This is a genomic window from Humidesulfovibrio mexicanus, from assembly GCF_900188225.1.
Lineage (GTDB): Bacteria > Desulfobacterota > Desulfovibrionia > Desulfovibrionales > Desulfovibrionaceae > Humidesulfovibrio > Humidesulfovibrio mexicanus.
This window is the reverse complement of sequence record NZ_FZOC01000009.1, coordinates 65,087-82,543: the sequence shown is the minus strand read 5'-3', so window position 1 is coordinate 82,543 and position 17,457 is coordinate 65,087. Positions and strand designations below refer to the sequence as shown.

The window sequence follows — 17,457 nt, the reverse complement described above, 5'->3', positions numbered from 1 at the left end:
GGGTCGTCGACGCAGTACCCGTACCAGTCCCTGTCGCCGCCCTTTGCGCCCAGTGGGTCCAGGGCGGTGAAGCGGCCCGTGTCCGCGTCATAGTCCCGCCAGACAAAGCGCGTCAGGCCCGTATCCGCATCAAACAGCCCGCCCGCAAAGCCAAGAGGGAACCGCACAGGCCCCTGAAGCCCCCGAAGGGGGTTGCCGAAAGCATCGTACCGCATCGTCTGTACAATGTTTCCGTCCAGGTCGGCAAGGGCCAGCGGCGTGCCAAGGTGGTCGGGAAAAAGAATGATTCCAGACTGTTTTGGCTGGCGTTTGTGCCTGTCATGCCTCCGGCGGCCAAGGGGCCTCTCCGGCCCCTTGGAACCCCGGATACAGGGGGAGGCAAGGGGAGCGCGCTCCCGGTCCCGTAGACGCGGGTCCAGGGGCGCGTAGCCCCTGGCCTGCGGAGCACGAAACAGGCACAGCGCCCGCCCGCCACGAAAAACGCCCCCGCAGGCCGTGGGGGCTTGCGGGGGCGCGAGTGTGGGCGGATGCCGGGAGGGCCTTACATGGCGCTCGAGTCGATCATTTCCACCTGTTCCTGGATGGCCTTGGCCAGCGGTCCTTCCAGACCCATGATGTCCACGTTGAGGAAGCCGCGCACGATGGTCGAGGTAGCCTCGGATTCGTCCATGCCGCGCGCCATGAGGTATTCGATTTCGTCCTGGGCGATTTTGCCCACCGCGGCCTCGTGGGAGAGTTCCACGCCCTCCACGGTGGCGTCCAATTCGGGAATGGCCAGGGACCGGCCGCCGCCAAGGATGAGGCCCTTGCACTCCAGGTGTCCGCGGCAGGGCACGGCGTGCCCGGCGATGTGCCCGCGCGCGATGTTTACGCCGCCGGTGGTGATGGTGCGGCTGATGATTTCGCAGCGGGTGTCGGGTGCGTTCATGATGACGCGGTTGCCGGAGTCCACGTGCGAGCCCTCTGGGGTGACGATGACGGAGTTGAAGCGGCCCACTGCCCCGCGCCCGTTGAGCTCTATGGTGGGGTAGGACTGCAGGGTGCCTACGGGGCTTAGGAGCACGTAGTTGCTTTGGAACACGCCGCCTTCCTCCACCACGCCCACGGAGCGGGGGCGCACGCTGGCGTTCTGGCCCCAGTTGTGGATCATGGTGAAGGTGAGTTTGCCGCCCTTCTTGACGTAGTATTCGGTGATGCCCAGGTGCGCGGCGCTGGTGGCGTTATGCGCGGTGGAGCAGCCTGTGGTGATGTGCAGTTCGCTGCCTTCCTCAACCACCACGATGTTGTGCACGTTCTGCCCGGCCTTTTCGGCCTTGAGGAACAGGCACGACTGCACGGGGCGGGCGATCTTGGCGCCGGGCTTGGTGCGGATGAAGTAGCCGCCGTGGACGTTCTCGGCCACGTTGCGGGTGAACTCGTCCTTGTCGCGGGGGACGAGCTTCCAGGCGTATTCCGGCAGGCCGTCGTAGCGCTTCATGGCCACCTTGATGTCCAGAAGCTCCACGCCGGGGTCGCGGGTCTCGCAGTGCACGGTGCTCTGGTCCATGTGCATGAACACGGCGGCGGCGGAGTCGGACTCCACATCCACCCCGGCATACAGGATGCGGGTCTTGTCGCTTTGGTCCAGGGTGCGCAGGTCGGCGATCTCGCCGTGCTCGATGCCGCTGAACGCGTAGTCGCTGAGAGTGACGTCCTTCATCGTGATCTCCCCGGGCCTAGAGCGTGGTCAGCCCGTTGATGCCCCCGTTGGGGCCGGGCTCGTTCAGACATTTGATGCATTCCTGGTAGCCGTAGCTTCTGATGTGCTCCAGGATGTCGCGGGGGCGCGCCTCGCAGCACATGCGCCCCTGGTAGAGCACCTGGCCCCGGTCGGCGTTGATGTAGTCGAGAATGTAGCCCGTGTGGGTGATGATGAGCCCGCTTGTGCGCAGCTTGCACTTCAGCGGCTTGGCGCAGGCGCCCGGCGGCAGGTCCACCTCGCCGTCCAGCAGGCGGCGCACCACCTTGCCGATGAGCTGCATGTTCTCCAGGTCCACGCCGCTTTCCGGCTCGTCGAAGAGCACGAAGCCGGGCTTCTGCGCCATAAGCTGCAAGAGCTCCGATCGTTTGATCTCGCCGCCGGAGAAGCCCGCGTTGATGTCGCGTTCGAGGAAGTCGGTGAAGTTGACCTTGGCGGCCATGGCGGGGATGTCCACCTCGCGGCCACGGGCGCACATGCGCACCAGGTGGCGGGTCTTGAGGCCGTGGATGGTGGGCGGGCGCTGGAAGCTCATGCCTATGCCCAAGCGCGCGCGCTCGTACATGGGCATGTGGGTGATGTCCTGCCCGCGGAAGAGGATGCGGCCGCTGGTGACGGTGTAGCCGGAGAAGCCCATGAGGGTCATGAGCAGCGAGGTTTTGCCGGAGCCGTTGGGGCCGAAGAGAATGAAGGTCTCGCCCTCGCGTATGTGCAGATTGATGCCGCGCAGCACCGGACGGTCGCCTATGCTGACGCGCAGGTCTTCGATTTGGAGCATGGAAGCCTCGCTTCATTCCCGCCAGGGATTGCCTTCCCGATGAGGGGGGCAGGCGGGCTTGCGAGCGGATTCCTACCGTCTTTGTCAGGTGAAGTCCAGCCGGGTGGGGAACTCTGCCGGGAACCCGCTTTTCTCGCGGCCTGGAACCGTGTATCCTCGCCGCTTCGAGGAGAAGCCCATGAGCAAGAAGCTGCATTCGCTGGACGCGTTGAAGGAGTTGAAACTCAAGAGCGCCAAGCCGACCCTGGTGGAGCAGGCCAAGGCCGCCCTGCGCCAGGGCGCCAAGGGCCGCGTGGCCCCGGCCGGACCCAAGGCGAAAGCCCCGGAAGCCGCGCCCCAGGTCGAGGTGGCGGGCGCGGACGAGCATCTGTTCTTCAGCGCCATGCAGGGGGTGGAGCAGATCGGCGGCGCGGGCCGCCAGATCCAACCGCCTCCCCCGCCCGTGCCGGAGCCGGAGGACGAGGAGGGCGACCCGGAGGCCCGGCTTATGCGCCAGGCCATGCAGGGGCCGGTGGAGTTCGAGCTGGAGCTCTGCGAGGAGTACATGCACGGCTACGTGCGCGGACTGGATTCCAAGATCTTCCAGCAGCTCAAGGCCGGGCGTCTTTCCCCGGAGGGGCACCTGGACCTGCACGGCCAGAACGCCGACCAGGCGCTGGATTCGCTCTTGTTCTTCATGCGCGAGAGCTACCTGGCCGGGCGGCGCATGGTGCTGGTGATCCCCGGCCGGGGCAAGAACTCGCCCAAGGGCCTGAGCATCCTGCGGCAGGAACTGCAGGCCTGGCTCACCCGCGAGCCGCTCAGGCGCATCACCCTGGCCTTCTGCACGGCCCAGCCCAAGGACGGCGGCGCGGGCGCGCTCTACGTGCTCTTGCGCAAGATGAAGAAGAGCCAGGGCAAGGTGGCCTGGGACAAGCAGATGAACTGGGAAGAGATGGAGCGCTAGGGGCGGGTCCGCAAGGCCGCGTCCTCCCGGCCCCCTTTCGCATCCGGCTCACCTGCTGGTCATGGGGCCAGGCGGGTACCGCTTCACCGACTATGTGAAGATAGGCCTGCCCCTGACCCTGATCGTCATGCTGGTGTGCGTGTGGCTGCTGCCGGTGCTGTGGTCGGCCCAGGCCTTGGCGCGCGGCACTCTCCTTGGCCGCTGGCTCCACGAAGACATCTTCTACAGGAATCGCACCGTATTGCACGGCGAGGCGCCAATCTGCCGGATGGGGCCGGTTGCACGCACGGCTTGCACCGCCGCAGCTAGAATTCCTGGGGCAGTGTTTTCAGCTGGGCCTGGGTGAACACCGGGCCATCCACGCACACGAACTTGTCGCCGATGTTGCAGCGTCCGCACAGGCCGATGCCGCACTTCATGCGCCGCTCCAGGGTGGTGACGATCTGCTCGTCGGAGAAGCCGAGGGCGGCCAGGGCCTGGATGGTGAAGCGGATCATGATGGGCGGCCCGCAGGTGACGGCCACGGCGTTTTTCGGGCTGACGGCCAGCTCCGTGAGCACGGCGGGCACCACGCCGGTGCGCCCGGACCAGCCCTTGTCCGGATTGTCCACGGTGAGCTCCACGCGCATGTCGCCGCGCGCGGCCCACTGGGCCAGTTCGGCCTTGAAGCACAGGTGTTCCGGGCTGCGGCCGCCATAGATGAGCGTGATGTCGCCGTAGTCGGCGCGGTTGTCCAGCATGAACAACAGCAGCGTGCGCAAGGGGGCCAGCCCCAGCCCGCCGCCGATGAACACGATGTCCTTGCCCTTCATGGACTGGTGGTCGAAGTGGTTGCCCAGCGGCGCGCGCACGCCCACGGGGTCGCCCTGGCGCAGGGTGTGCAGGCGGTGGGTCAGCTCGCCCACGCGCATGACGGTGAACTGCAGAAAGTCCATGCGGGTGGGCGGCGAGCAGATGACGAAGGTGCTCTCCCCGGCGCCGAACACGGAGAGCTGCGCCACCTGCCCCGGCTCGAAGCGGAAGCGCGCCATGGCCTCCTCGTCTTTCAGCCGCACGCGGAAGGTCTTGATGTCCGGGGTCTCGTCAAAGGTCTCGACGATGACGCCGAGCATGGGGATGTAGGGATTCGCGCTCACTGTCCGCCGCCTTTCTCCAGAATGTCCAGCACCACGCGCCGGATGTCCACGGACACCGGGCAGGACTTGATGCATCGGCCACAGCCCGTGCAGGAGAACTCCGGCTGGCCGCCCCGGCCCTGGCCGGGATACTCCTGCGGGTGGTAGCAGAACTTGTGCCCCACGCGGTTGCGCAGGCGGTGCGCCCGGCTGGGGCGCGGATTGTGGCCGCTGCCCTCCAGGGTGTACAGGGCGCTCATGCAGGTGTCCCAGGTGCGGATGCGTCTGCCCTTCATGCCGCTGGCCTCGTCGGTGATGTTGAAGCAGGAGCAGGTGGGGCAGAGGAACGTGCATATCCCGCAGGACAGGCAGCGCGCGCTCTGGTCGGTCCAGAAGTCCAAGTCATCGAAGGCCTTGAGGAAGGCCTCCGGCGCGCCGGAGAGATCCGGGGCCGGGGCTGGCTCCGGCATCCGGGCGAGTCTGTCCGCCATCTCGTCCCTGGCCTGGGCCGATGCTTCGGGCAGGGCGGCAAGCAGCCTCTCCCCCTCCGGGGTGAGGGGCTTGGCCACGTGTCCGCCGCCATCGGCCGCCACGGCGAAGAGCAGCACGTCGGAGCCGTCCTCGGAGGCGGGGCCGCCGCCGGTCCAGTGGCAGAAACAGGTGTTCTTCATGCTTTCACAGGCCACGGTGACGAAGAGGGTGGCCCCCCGCTTGGCCGCATAGAGGGAGTCGGCCGCGCCGCGTTCCACCAGCACGCGGTCCAGCAGCGCGCGCCCGCGCGCATCGCAGGGGCGGCAGCCCAGCACCAGGGTGGGCTCCGGCGGCAGGGGCTCGGCCACGAAGACCTCGGTGCGGGTCAGGTCGTCCGCGTCCTTGCGGTAGGCGTAGGTCAGAAGATCCTCGGTCTGGGGCAGCAGGGCCTCCTTGGCCGAGGTCGTGGGCGTCCGGCCCAGGAAGGGGCGCATGTCCGGCGCCCAGGGGCGGTACACCACGGCCTGGCCCTCGCGCACCGGGGCCAGCAGGCGCACATCCCTGGCCCAGGCGGCGGCGATGTCCGGCAGGGCGCTTGCGGCAAGAAACTTCATCACCATAGCAGCCCCCGGTCGGAGATCTTCTCCTCCTCCATCTGGAAGGTGTGCAGCGGGGGCACGGCCTCCAGGTCCACCCCGGCCTCGTAGTTGAACACGTCCTTCAGCTCCCGGTTCATCTTGCGCTTGAGCAGGAGCAGCGGAATGCCCATGGGGCAGGAGCGCTGGCATTCGCCGCATTCGGTGCAGCGCCCGGCCAGGTGCAGGGCGTGCATCACCTGGAACAGCCATTTCTCCTGCAGGGTCGATTCGGCCGAAAGCCAGTGCGGATCGCGGCTGTCGGCCAGGCACACGTGCTTGCACACGCACAGCGGGCAGGCGTTCCTGCAGGCGTAGCAGCGGATGCAGCGGCTCATCTGCCGTTTCCAGAAATCGAAGCGCTCCCTCGCGCTCAGCTTCTCAAAGCCCTCCAGGTCGGCGTAGGTGTCCTCGGCGGCCGCCGGGGTCAGCTCCGGGCCGATGACATGGTCGGCCACGAGCGGGTTGGGGTAGCGGCAGCGCAGGCACTTGTCGGCCAGCACCTCGCTGCGGGGCAGCCGTTTTTCGCCTTCGGGCGTTTGCAGGCGCAGCTCCTCGCCATCCATGTCCGCCGCGCGCACCTGGCTCGTGTCCGCGCGCACGCGGATCTTGGCCAGGTCCAGCACGCCGTCGCAGGGGATGCCGAAAACCACCAGCTTGGAGCGGTCGAGCAGTTTTTCCTGCAGCAGTTCGACGATGGAGCGCGAATCGCAGCCCTTGACCACGATGCCCACGCGCTTGTCCGTAAGGCCGTAGAGGCTGGTGGCCAGGTTCTGCACGCAGGTTTCGTCGAAGATGAGCTTCTGGGCGTCCGCTTCCGTGCGCACGGTGACGGGCGTGGCGTGCAGGGCGTCGAAGCCGCGCGCGTAGCCCAGCACGAAGTCCACGTTGGGCAGTTCGCGGGCCACGGCCTCGCGCAGTGTCCGGGCGCGCTGGTCATCGGCCATGGCCGTTCTCCTCCTTGTCCGCCAGGCCCGCGATGTCGCTGGCCGAGAGCAGGGCATCGGCGCGCGGCTCCACGCGCGGCGGCTTGCTCCAGTCCGGCAGCCTGGGCTCGCCCGATAGAACGGTCTGGACCTGCCGGTCCGAGAGGGGCTCCGCGCCCATGTCCGGCTGCGCCAGGGATTGTCCAAGCATTCCGGAAAGCTGGCACATGGTGCGCACGGGCTCGGCCATGCGCGGCATGGGACCCAGGGCGTGGATCTTCTCGGTGAAGCTGGTGACCATGTCGCGCCAGCGCGAGCCTTCCGAGGCCGAGACCCAGATGTATTCGAAGCGCCCCTCGTTGACGCCCATGATGGGCAGGAAGCGGCGCAGCATCTCCAGGCGTCTGCGGGCGTAGAAATTGCCCTCGGAGTAGTGGCAGTCGCGCGGGTGGCAGCCGGAGACGAGCACGCCGTCGGCCCCGGACAAAAGCGCCTTGGCCACGAACATGGGGTCCACCCGGCCGGAGCACGGCACACGGATGATGCGCAGGTCCGTGGGCTGGCTGAAGCGCGCCACGCCCGCCGCATCGGCCCCGCCGTACGAGCACCAGTTGCACAAAAAGCCTATGATTCTGTAGTCTCGTCCCATGTCCTGCATAGGGCGTTGACCTCCGCGAGCAGTTGCGAGTCGGTGAAGTGGGCGAGCTGTATGGCCCGCACGGGGCAGGTGACGGAGCAGATGCCGCAGCCCTGGCACACGGTCTCCACCACCTCGGCGCGTTTGCTGCCGTCGCGCAATTCGCGCATCCGGATGGCGCCGAAGGGGCAGGTGCGCTCGCACTTGCCGCAGCCGATGCAGCGCGTGGCGCGCACCTGGGCGATCTGCGGGTCGCTTTCGAGCGTGTCCTTGGAGAGCAGGGCCAGCACCTTGCCCGCAGCCGCGCTGGCCTGGGCCACGCTGGCCGGAATGTCCTTGGGCCCCTGGCAGGCTCCGGCCAGGTACACGCCCACGGTGTTGGTCTCCACCGGGCGGAGCTTGGGGTGGCTTTCCAGAAAGAAGCCATAGTGATCGTAGGAGATGCGCAGCTTTTCGGCCAGGTCCGGGGCGCCGGGCGAGGCCTCGGCCCCGACCGCAAGCACCACCAGATCCGCGGCCAGCTCCACTTGTCGGCCAAGAAGCGTGTCCGCGGCGCGCACCAAAAGCTGCCCGCCCTCCGGCCCCTGCACCGGGTGGATGTGGGCCACGCGGCCGCGCACGTACTCCACGCCGTATTCCTCCTGGGCGCGGCGCACAAACTCCTCGTAGCCCTTGCCGCCCGCGCGGATGTCCATGTAGAACACGTACGCGCGCGAATCGGGGATGTGGTCGCGGGTGAGGATGGCCTGCTTGGCCGTGTACATGCAGCAGAAGTTCGAGCAGTACGGCCGGTCCACGCTGCGGTCGCGGCTGCCCACGCAGGAGATGAAGGCCACGGTCTTGGGCTCTTTGCCGTCGCTTGGGCGCTTGATGTGCCCGGCCGTGGGGCCGGAGGCCGAGAGCATCCGCTCGTAGGCCAGGGAGGTGACCACGTCCGGGTACCTGCCCGCGCCGTATTCGCCGAGCTTCGTGTGGTCGAAAAGCCCGATGCCCGTGGCCGCGATGATGGCGCCCACCTTTTCGGTCACCACCTCGTCCTGCATGTCGAAATCGATGGCCCCGGTGGGGCACACCCGTTCGCAGTTGCCGCACTTGCCCTTGGTGAGGCGGATGCAGTGGGCGGCGTTTATGGTCGCGCGCTTGGGAATGGCCTGGGGAAAGGGGATGCCTATGGCCGTGGTGCAGCTGACGTTTTCGTTGAAGGCGTCGGGCACCTTCTTGCTGGGGCATTTTTCCTGGCAGGCCCCGCAGCCGGTGCATTTCGTCCAGTCCACATAGGTGGCGCGCTTTCTGATCTTGACCTCGAAGTTGCCCACGTAGCCGGAGACCTCGTCCACCTCGGAAAGGGCGTGCAGGGTGATGCGCGGATGCTGCCCGCAGTCCACCATCTTGGGGCCCAGCACGCACACGGAGCAGTCGATGGTGGGGAAGGTCTTGTCCAGCTTGCTCATGATGCCGCCGATGGAGCTTTTCTTCTCCACCAGCACCACCTCAAGCCCGCCCTCGGCGCAGTCCAGCGCGGCCTGGATGCCGGCCACGCCGCCGCCCACGATGAGCACGCGCTTTTGCACCTCGAAGCTCTTGGGGGTGAGCGGCCGGTCCACGCGCAGCTTTTCCACGGCCATGCGCACCAGGTCGATGGCCTTTTGCGTGTTGCGCTTGCGGTCCAGCGAAACCCAGGCCACATGCTCGCGGATGTTGGCCATTTCGAACATGTAGCGGTTCAGGCCCGCGCGCTCCACCGCGCGGCGGAAGGTCTGCTCGTGCATCCTGGGCGAGCAGGAGGCCACCACCACGCCGTCGAGCTTGAGGTCCACGATGGCCTGCTCGATGCTCTTTTGGCCGGGGTCGGAACAAGCGTACATGTGGTCCGTGGCGAAAACAACGTCCGGGAATTCGCGCGCTGCCTGGGCCACGGCCTCGCAGTCCACGGTGGCGGCGATGTTGTTGCCGCAGTGGCAGATCATGACGCCTATGCGCATGGGGCGTCCTCCTTGCCGTTTTTGGCGGCCTCGGCCTGGCGGGCGGTGGCGGCATCCAGGGCCGGGGCGAGCGGCAGCACCAGCTTGGAGAGGGCCAGGTCGGCCTCGGGCAGGCCCAGGGCCAGGCCCATGAGCTGGGTGAAGTAGGGCACGGGCATGGCGTGGGGCGCGCGCGCCGCCGTGTTAGCTTGGCCGCGCCGCAGGTCCAGGTTCATCTGGCACAGGGGGCAGGCCACGGCGATTGCGTCCGCGCCGCACTCCGCCGCCATGTCCAGCAGCCGCGCCGTGAGCCGCCGCATCACGTCGAGCCGGGGCATGGCGAAGGCCGCGCCGCAGCATTCGGTCTTGAAGGGATAGTCCACCACGGTGGCCCCGCAGGCGGCCATGAGCTCGTCCATGGCCGTGGGGTTTTCGGGGTCGTCGAAGGCCATGAGCCCCGGCGGCCTGTTCAGGAGGCAGCCGTAGTAGCAGGCCACCTTGAGCCCGGTGAGCGGCCGCGTGACGCGGGCCTTGACGCCCTGCGGCCCGGCCTGCTCCATGAGCACCTGGAGCACGCTTTTGGACTCCATGGGGCCGGGCGCGGCGCGGCCCAGCAGGCGTTCCACGGCGGCTTTGTACGCGGGCTCGGCCAGGTGCGCGTCGGCCGTCTTGAGGGCGGCCAGGCAGCTGGGGCACGGGGTGGCGATGCAGCCGAACCCGGCGGCCTCGGCCTGCAGGAGGTTGCGCGCGGCCAGGGCCCCGGCAAGATGATGGTCCACGGTGTGCGCGGGCGTGCTGCCGCAGCAGGTCCAGTCCGGCACGTCGGACATGCCGATGCCCAGGGCGGCCAGGCAGGCGCGGCTGGAAATGTCGTTTTCCGCCGCGGTGCCGCTTTGCGAGCAGCCGGGGTAATAGCCCAGGCGCGCGCTCATTGTCCGTCCCCCGTGTCAGGGGCGCTCGTTGCGCCGTGCGCGCGCGCCTTTTGCCTGGCGAAACGCTCGAAGATGCCCGCTACCTCGGCCTTGGCCTGGGCGCTGGGTTCGTGGGGCAGAAGCGAGAGCTTGCCGCGCGAGAGCATGGCCGGACCCAGGCAGGCGTCCTGCAGGGGCTTGCCGCTTTTGAGGGCGAACACGGCGGCCAGACCCACCTCGAACACGCGGCCGTGCCGGGCCACGCTGGCAAGAAAGCCGTCGGCGAAGGTCTTGACCAGGCGTTCCGGGGCGTGGCCTGCGCGCCGCGCCATGTGCCGCAGCACGTCCATCACCCGCGCCACGTCGATGTTGTTGGGGCAGCGGGTGGTGCAGGCCTGGCAGGTGGCGCACAGCCATATGGAGCGGCAGGAGAGGGCCTCCTCGCGCTGGCCCAGCTGCACCAGCCGCATCACCTTGTGCACGGGGATGTCGAAGTCATGGCTGTAGGCGCAGCCCGCGGTGCAGTTGCCGCACTGGTAGCAGCTTTTGAGATCCTGTCCGCTTTCGCGCGCCACGGCCTCCATGAAGGCGAGGTCGCGCCGGGCCTCCAGGTCGAGGGGGGTGGTGGGCTGGCCTTGGGCGTGAAGGGACATGAACGGCTCCTCCGGGCTGTGCCGGCAAGGGGGGGCGAAGTGGCCCGCCGGGTCAGCCCCGGCAGGGGCGCGGCCCAATCAGGTTTCTGGTAAAGCTAGCAGACGGACCTTGAAAGAGCAAGGGCGCTGGCGGACTTGCATCCTCCAGCGCCCTGGTGCGTCCTGCGTGTCTGGTCCGCCCGCGCGGGGCCGGGCTGTTCCCGCTGATCCGGGGGCAGCGGGAGGCCGGCCGGGCGCGGCGGCCGGGGGAGGCAGGTTGGCCGACTGCGGTAGCGCCACGAGTCGGCCCCCCCCGGAAATGGCCTATTCGTCCAGCTTCGGCCTGGCGTACAGCTCGCCGCCAAAGGCGTCGTTGATGACGAGCAGGGGGAAGTTCTCCACCACCATCTCGCGCACGGCCTCCGGGCCGAGCTCATCGAAGGCGATGACCGTGCTTTTGGTGATGCACTTGGACAGCAGGGCCCCGGCGCCGCCCGTGGCGCCCAGGTACACGGCCTTGTGCTCGCGCATGGCCTGCTTCACCGCGTCCGAGCGCTTGCCTTTGCCGATGCTGGCCTTGAGACCCAGGGAGATGAGCCGGGGGGCGTAGGCGTCCATGCGGTAGCTGGTGGTCGGCCCGGCGGCGCCGATGGGCCTGCCCGGGGGCGCAGGAGAGGGGCCGACGTAGTAGATGGCCGCCCCGTTCAGGTCAAAGGGCAGGGGCTCGCCCCGGTCCAGCAGGTCCATCAATTTCTTGTGCGCGGCGTCGCGGCCGGAATAGATGGTGCCGGAGAGCAGCACCACGTCGCCCGCGCGCAGTGTTTCGATGTCCGCGTCCGTGAGCGGGGTGGAGAGCGTGTGCGTGGGCATCTAGAATTCCACCTCCTCGTGCCGGGAGCTGTGGCACTGCACGTTGACGGCCAGCGGCAGGCTGGCGATGTGGCAGGGGGCCACGGCTATTTTGACGCCCAGGCAGGTATGGTCGCCGCCCAGGCCCATGGGCCCGATGCCCAGCCGGTTCACGGCCGCAAGCAGCTCGGCCTCCATGGCCGCGATCTTGGGGTCGGGGTGGGTGTCGTCGAGCTTGCGCAACAGCGCCTTCTTGGCGATTTTCGGGGCCATTTCGAAGGTGCCGCCGATGCCCACGCCCAGGATTACCGGCGGGCAGGGGTTGGGCCCGGCCTCGGCCACGCGCTCCACTACGAAGCGCTTGATGCCCTCCCAGCCCTGGCTGGGGGCCAGCATGGTCACGCGGCTCATGTTCTCGCTGCCGCCGCCCTTGGCCATGTAGCTGATCTTGAGGCGGTCGCCGGGCACCAGGTCGATGTGGATGATGGCCGGGGTGTTGTCGCCGGTGTTCTTGCGGGTGAGCGGGTCGCAGCTGCTCTTGCGCAGGAAGCCGTCGCGGTATCCGGCCACCATGCCCTCGGTGATGGCGTTGTTCACGCCGCCGGGCACGCGCGCGTCCTCGCCCAGCTCCACGTAGAAGACGGCCAGGCCGCAGTCCTGGCACAGCGGCAGCTTGGTCTCCAGGGCCAGGTCCGCGTTTTCCAGAAGCTGGCGGAAGATCTCGCGCCCGGCCTCGCTGGTCTCGGCCGTAAGGCCCTGTTCAAAGGCGCGGCGCACGTCGTCCGGCAGTTTGGTGTTGGCGCTCATGCACATGCGCGCCACCGCGGCCGAGACCTCCGCTGGATTGATCTCTCGCATTGCGGCTCCTTGCTACTTCTTGCCGAAGAAGTTCTTGAGGGCGGTGATGCCCATCTTGCGGCGCAGAAAGCCGAGCTGGTCCTGCAGGGGCAGGTGCTTGGGGCACACGTCCTCGCAGGCGAGCAGCCCCATGCAGCCGAAGATGCCCATGTCGTTGCCCAGTATCTCGTAGTAGTCCTGTTCGCTGCGCTCGTCACGCGGGTCTATGAGGAAGCGGCCCACGCGGTTCAGGCCAGCCGCGCCCAGGAAGTCCGGGCGCATCCGGGCCGTGCCGCAGGCCGCGATGCAGCAGCCGCACTCGACGCAGCGGTCCAGTTCGTAGATGGCCTCGGCCGTGTCGTTGTCCATGCGCTCTTCCGGCGCTGCCGGGTCGAAGGTCTTCTTGGTGTGGATCCAGGACTCCACGGTGTCGTACATCTCGCGGAACCAGCTTCCGGTGTCCACGCTCAAGTCGCCCACCAGCTGGAACACGGGCAGGGGCAGCAGGGTGATCTCGTCCGGCAGGTCGCGGGTCTTGGTGTGGCAGGCCAGGCCCGGCCGGCCGTTTATGACCATGCCGCAGGAACCGCAAATGCCCGCGCGGCAGCAGAAGTCGAACTGGAGGCTCGGGTCCTGCTCCTCGCGGATGCGGTTCAGCGCGATGAACAGGGTCATGGAGTCGCTCTCGCCAAGGGTGAAGGACTCCATGTGCGGGGTGGATTCCGTGTCCTGCGGATTGTACCGGAAGATGTTGAATTTGAGCGATCTGGCCATGTCGTGCTACCCCTTGGTCTCGGCCGGAGTGTCGGCGGTGATGATCTGGCTTTTGCCGTAGCCGCGGTCTCCCGGCGGGATGTGGAAGACCGGGGTGGCCGGTTCGTAGTCGAGCGTGGGCATGTCGTCCTTCTCGCTCTTCCAGTAGGCCAGCGTGCGGCTCAGCCAGTCGCGGTCGTTGCGCGCGGGGTAGTCCTCGCGGTTGTGGCTGCCGCGGCTTTCGGTGCGCTTCAGCGCGCCAAAGGCCAGCATCAGCGCCATTTTGACCTGGCCCTCGATCTTGAGGGCGGCGGAGAGTTCCGGGTTGACCCCCAGGCCGTTGCTCTTGAGGCCCACCTTGCGGGCGCGGGCCAGTATTTCCTGCAGTTCGCCCACGCACTGGGAAAGACCCTGCTCCGTGCGGAAGATGTTGGCGCCCTTGTGCAGGGCGTCCTGCATGGCGCGGCGCACCTTGTACACGTATTCCGTTCCGGCCTTGCAGCGCACCAGGCTCTCTATGCGGTCGCGCTGGCGCTTGACCTCGTCGTCGATGACGCTGGAGTTGAAGGTGACCTCGGCCCCTTGCAGGAACTCGGCGATCTTCTTGCCCACAATGCCGCCGGCCACCACGGTTTCGGCCAGGGAGTTGCCGCCCAGGCGGTTGAAGCCGTGCATGTCCCAGCAGGAGGCCTCGCCCACGCTGAACAGGCCCGAAAGCCCGTAGGCGTGGCCGTCCTTGTTGGTGCGCACGCCGCCCATGCTGTAGTGCTGGGTGGGCCGCACGGGAATGAGCTGGTGGATGGGGTTCACGCCCAGGAAGCTGGTGCAGATTTCGTACACCTCCCTGAGCTTGCCGGTGATGTGCTTTTCGCCCAGGTGGCGGATGTCGAGCCAGAGGTGGTCGCCGTAGGGGCTTTTGACGCCCTTGCCCTGGCGGATGTGGTGGGTCATCCAGCGCGCCACCACGTCGCGGGAGGCCAGCTCCTGCTTTTCGGGCTCGTACACGTGCATGAAGCGCTCCTCGTTCACGTCCAGGAGCGTGCCGCCGTCGCCGCGGCAGCCCTCGGTGACGAGGATTTCGGTGGGCACGATGCCCGTGGGGTGGAACTGCACGGCCTCCATGTTGCCCATGGGCACCACGCCGGTGTTGAGGGCCGCGATGTGCCCGCCGCCGTCGCAGATGACGGCGTTGGTGGTGCCGGGGTACAGGCGGCCGAAGCCGCCGGTGGCGATGACCGTGGCCTTGGCCAGGTACACCAGCAGCTCGCCCGTGCGCAGGCAGCGCGCCACGCAGCCGAAGCAGGTGTGGCCGTCCTGGATCAGCGCGATGGCCTCGGTCTTGTCGTGGACCTCCACGCCCAGCTTGGCGCACACGTTGTCCACGGTGAAGAGCACGCTGTGGCCCGTGCCGTCGGAAACGTAGCAGGTGCGCCACTTGGCCGTGCCGCCGAAGTCGCGGGAGGTGATGAGCCCGCGGTTTTCTTCCTTTTCTTCCTTTTCGAATTGCTTGCCGCCCTTGTAATACATGCTCTTGCCGGGCACCACGCGGTTCCAGGGCACGCCCCAGAAGGCCAACTGGCGCATCTCGATGGGCGCGCGGTCGGCGAAGAGCCGCGCCACCTCCTGGTCGCAGCCCCAGTCGGAGCCCTTGACCGTGTCGGCGAAGTGCACGTCCGGGCAGTCGCCCTCGCCCTTGGCGCAGTTGCCCATGGCGGCCTGCATACCGCCCATGGCCGCGGAGGAGTGCGAGCGCCGCGAGGGCACCAGGCTCAGGCAGATGGCGGAGAATCCCGCCTGGGCGGCTTCGATGGCCGCGCGTTCCCCGGCCAGCCCGGCCCCCATGACCAGCACGTCTGTGTAGATGGTCTGCATTCCCTTTCGTCTCCCTAGGCTTCCATGAACCAGAACCGGAACAGCGTCAGCACGCTGATGCCGACGGAGACCAGGATGAGGGCGTATACGAAGCGCTTGAGGCCCTTGCGGTCCGCGCGTTTGGCAAAGCCCCATTTCACGGCGATGCGGTACAGCCCGATGCCCAGATGCACATGCACCAGCGGGGCCAGCAGCAGGTAGAAGGCCAGCCACCACTTGTTCTTTTGCAGGGTTTCTGCGCACTTGAGGGCGTGGATGGGCAGCTCCGAGAGCACGGCCCACATGTGGATGGCGCCCATGATCAGGATGACCATGGCGCTGGCCGCCTGCACGACCCAAAGCCAGGTGTCGGCGTGGTGGATGAGCCTGGCGTGCTCCCAGATGGTCTTCTGCCCTTCCAGGCGGAAGGGGATTTTGCGCGCGGCGAGCACGAAGTGCGCCAGGAACAGGGCGAAGATGAGCGGGCCGCCCACCTGCGCCATGCCGCTTTCCTCAAAAAAGGCGGCGATGGCGTTCATGATGGCGGGGCTTGCAAGCACGCTGCCCACAAGCAGCATGTGCGCCCACATGAAGGCGATGAGGCCGACGCCCGTGAGCATTTGCGCCCAGTCGAGCAGCCCGTCCAGCCGCTTTATGGCCAGGGTGGGGTGGTTGGCCGTCATGGGTTGGGACATGGATCCTCCAGGAACTTCGAAACGGTTATGCTTGCTACTCGTCCACGCGCACGGTCACGGGCTGCATGGCCCCGTCCAGCACTTCCTCGGGCGAGTCCGTCTCGCCCGCGCCGGAGAGCGCGCGCTTGAGGGCGTCGGCGTCGAGGGCGCCTTCCCACTTGGCCACCACGATGGTGGCGATGCCGTTGCCGATGAGGTTGGTGATGGCGCGCGCCTCGCTCATGAAGCGGTCTACGCCAAGAAGCACGGCTATGGAAGCCACTGGGATGGTGTGCAGGCTGCCCAGGGTGGCGGCCAGGGTGATGAAGCCGCCGCCGGTGACCGCGGCCGCGCCCTTGCTGGTCAAAAGCAGAATGCCCAGCATGTAGAGCTCGTCGTTGAGGGAAAGCGGGGTGTTGGTGGCCTGGGCCAGGAACACCGCGGCCATGGTCAGGTAAATGCAGGTGCCGTCGAGGTTGAAGGAGTAGCCCATGGGCAGGGTGAGGCCCACCACGGAGCGGTTGCAGCCCGCCACCTCCATCTTGGCCATCATGCGCGGCAGGGCGGATTCCGAGGAGCTGGTGCCGAGCACAAGAAGGATCTCCTCCTTGATAAACTTGAGGTACTGCCACAGGCTGAAGCCGGTTAAACGGCACACGGTCCACAGCACGCCGAAGATGAACACGATGCAGGTGGTGTACACCCCGGCCATGAGGTACATGAGCTGCTGGAGGCTGCCCACGCCGTGCGCGCCCACCACGTAGGCTATGGCGCCGAACGCGCCCATGGGCGCGAAGAACATGATGTAGTGCACGACCTTGAACAGGCCCTTGCTGAATTCATCGATGAACCTGGTGACGGTCTTGGCCTTTTCGCCCAGGCTGGAAAGGGCCAGGCCGAAGAAGATGGAGAAGAACAGCACCTGCAGGATCTCGCCCTTGGCGAAGGCGTCCACCACGTTGCTGGGGATGATGTGCATGATGAAGTCGACCGTGGAGAGCTTTTGCGCGCTGCCCGCGTATTTCTCCACCGCGCTCATGTCCAGGGTGGAGACGTCGAGGTTCATGCCCACGCCGGGCTTGTAGGTGTTCACCACCACCAAGCCGATGATCAGCGCCATCAGGGTCATGGTCCAGAAGTAGAGCATGGCCTTGATGCCCACGCGGCCCACCTTGCCCATGTCGCCCATCTTGGCGATGCCCACCACCACGGTGCAGAAGATGATGGGCGCGATGATCATCTTGATCATCTTGATGAAGGCGTCGCCGAAGGGCTTCATCTGCGCGGCCAGCCCCTCCTTGCCGGGGAAGACAACGCCCAGGGCGATGCCGATGCAGATGCCCATGATGACCTGGAAATAGAGTGATTTGTAGATCGGTTTCCGTGCTCCAGCTTCTGCCATGCCCCTGCTCCTTGGGCCGCTGTGCGGCTCAGTGGTTTGCGCCGGGAGCCCCCCTCCCGCGTGTGGCGCGATGTTTCGGCCGCAAGGCGGCCGCTCCCCTCATCGGCTCCGTGTCGTGTTCCCGTGCCCTCCCCAGGGCTTCGGGCCAGCGGCGCGGGCCGTTGGCGCTTTGAGCAATAGCCGTGCCATGGGGGAGGGGGAAGCGGCGCAAGGTTTGCGGCCATATTTTTGTTCGGTATTCCTTGTAGATGCACGAAAATGACGCGGCTGGCCCCGTTTCCTTGCCCAAGGAAGGAAGTGTGGCGTGTGCCACATGTGTGGCGCCTCATATGTGTGGCGCC

16 protein-coding genes and 1 pseudogene are annotated in these 17,457 nt (G+C 67.2%); 1 reads left to right on the top strand and 16 read right to left on the bottom strand.

Features of this window, described 5'->3' with window-relative positions:
- From CHB73_RS15435 to CHB73_RS15425, 3 genes are all read right to left on the bottom strand, one after another.
- On the bottom strand, positions 1–215 hold a 215-nt coding region (locus tag CHB73_RS15435; protein WP_327438395.1), incomplete at its 3' end, for an RHS repeat-associated core domain-containing protein.
- Between the two features lie 326 nt (positions 216–541).
- Positions 542–1,699 carry a SufB/SufD family protein gene (locus tag CHB73_RS15430; RefSeq protein WP_089275500.1) on the bottom strand — a complete coding sequence of 386 codons (1,158 nt, stop codon included), beginning with the start codon at positions 1,697–1,699 and terminating at the stop codon, positions 542–544.
- A gap of 16 nt (positions 1,700–1,715) precedes the next feature.
- Positions 1,716–2,516, bottom strand: coding sequence for an ABC transporter ATP-binding protein (locus tag CHB73_RS15425; RefSeq protein WP_089275499.1), 801 nt, complete (start codon positions 2,514–2,516; stop codon positions 1,716–1,718).
- Between the two features lie 178 nt (positions 2,517–2,694).
- Between CHB73_RS15425 and CHB73_RS15420 the strand changes: the two genes are divergently transcribed.
- Positions 2,695–3,462, top strand: a complete 768-nt coding sequence (locus tag CHB73_RS15420; protein ID WP_089275498.1) for a Smr/MutS family protein — start codon at positions 2,695–2,697, stop codon at positions 3,460–3,462.
- 305 nt (positions 3,463–3,767) lie between these two features.
- On the opposite strand, the gene CHB73_RS15410 is transcribed toward CHB73_RS15420, so the two are convergent.
- The 13 genes and pseudogenes from CHB73_RS15410 to CHB73_RS15350 form a co-directional block, all read right to left on the bottom strand.
- Complete coding sequence (locus CHB73_RS15410) at positions 3,768–4,574, bottom strand: FAD/NAD(P)-binding protein (protein ID WP_235641629.1); 807 nt, start codon at positions 4,572–4,574, stop codon at positions 3,768–3,770.
- A 20-nt stretch (positions 4,575–4,594) separates the two neighbouring features.
- Positions 4,595–5,668 (bottom strand): 4Fe-4S dicluster domain-containing protein, encoded by a 1,074-nt coding sequence (locus tag CHB73_RS15405; protein ID WP_089275495.1) that lies wholly within the window; start codon positions 5,666–5,668, stop codon positions 4,595–4,597.
- The gene (locus CHB73_RS15400) at positions 5,662–6,630 is read right to left on the bottom strand and encodes a 4Fe-4S dicluster domain-containing protein (protein WP_089275494.1); all 969 of its coding nucleotides are present in this window, start codon (positions 6,628–6,630) and stop codon (positions 5,662–5,664) included. The genes CHB73_RS15405 and CHB73_RS15400 overlap by 7 nt, the downstream gene beginning before the upstream one ends.
- A 220-nt stretch (positions 6,631–6,850) precedes the next feature.
- Positions 6,851–7,267: pseudogene (locus CHB73_RS17200) on the bottom strand (hydrogenase iron-sulfur subunit); the annotation flags it as partial.
- Complete coding sequence (locus CHB73_RS15390) at positions 7,234–9,228, bottom strand: CoB--CoM heterodisulfide reductase iron-sulfur subunit A family protein (protein ID WP_089275493.1); 1,995 nt, start codon at positions 9,226–9,228, stop codon at positions 7,234–7,236. The gene CHB73_RS15390 and the pseudogene CHB73_RS17200, both read right to left, overlap by 34 nt.
- Positions 9,219–10,139, bottom strand: coding sequence for a CoB--CoM heterodisulfide reductase iron-sulfur subunit B family protein (locus tag CHB73_RS15385; RefSeq protein WP_089275492.1), 921 nt, complete (start codon positions 10,137–10,139; stop codon positions 9,219–9,221). Before CHB73_RS15385 ends, CHB73_RS15390 begins: the two co-directional genes overlap by 10 nt.
- Entirely contained in the window at positions 10,136–10,771 is a 636-nt protein-coding gene (locus CHB73_RS15380) for a 4Fe-4S dicluster domain-containing protein (protein WP_179217086.1), read from the bottom strand. Before CHB73_RS15380 ends, CHB73_RS15385 begins: the two co-directional genes overlap by 4 nt.
- A gap of 303 nt (positions 10,772–11,074) precedes the next feature.
- A complete protein-coding gene (locus CHB73_RS15375) occupies positions 11,075–11,620 on the bottom strand; it encodes a Fe-S-containing hydro-lyase (protein ID WP_089275491.1) in 546 nt (181 codons plus the stop codon).
- Complete coding sequence (locus tag CHB73_RS15370) at positions 11,621–12,457, bottom strand: fumarate hydratase (protein ID WP_089275490.1); 837 nt, start codon at positions 12,455–12,457, stop codon at positions 11,621–11,623. It abuts the gene before it with no gap.
- A gap of 12 nt (positions 12,458–12,469) precedes the next feature.
- A complete protein-coding gene (locus CHB73_RS15365; RefSeq protein ID WP_089275489.1) occupies positions 12,470–13,210 on the bottom strand; it encodes a fumarate reductase iron-sulfur subunit in 741 nt (246 codons plus the stop codon).
- 6 nt (positions 13,211–13,216) lie between these two features.
- A complete protein-coding gene (locus CHB73_RS15360) occupies positions 13,217–15,061 on the bottom strand; it encodes a fumarate reductase flavoprotein subunit (RefSeq protein ID WP_089275488.1) in 1,845 nt (614 codons plus the stop codon).
- Positions 15,062–15,075: 14 nt separating this feature from the next.
- Positions 15,076–15,735, bottom strand: coding sequence for a succinate dehydrogenase/fumarate reductase cytochrome b subunit (locus CHB73_RS15355; RefSeq protein ID WP_235641627.1), 660 nt, complete (start codon positions 15,733–15,735; stop codon positions 15,076–15,078).
- A 34-nt stretch (positions 15,736–15,769) separates the two neighbouring features.
- Positions 15,770–17,116 (bottom strand): dicarboxylate/amino acid:cation symporter, encoded by a 1,347-nt coding sequence (locus tag CHB73_RS15350; protein ID WP_089275487.1) that lies wholly within the window; start codon positions 17,114–17,116, stop codon positions 15,770–15,772.
- Positions 17,117–17,457: the final 341 nt, after the last annotated feature.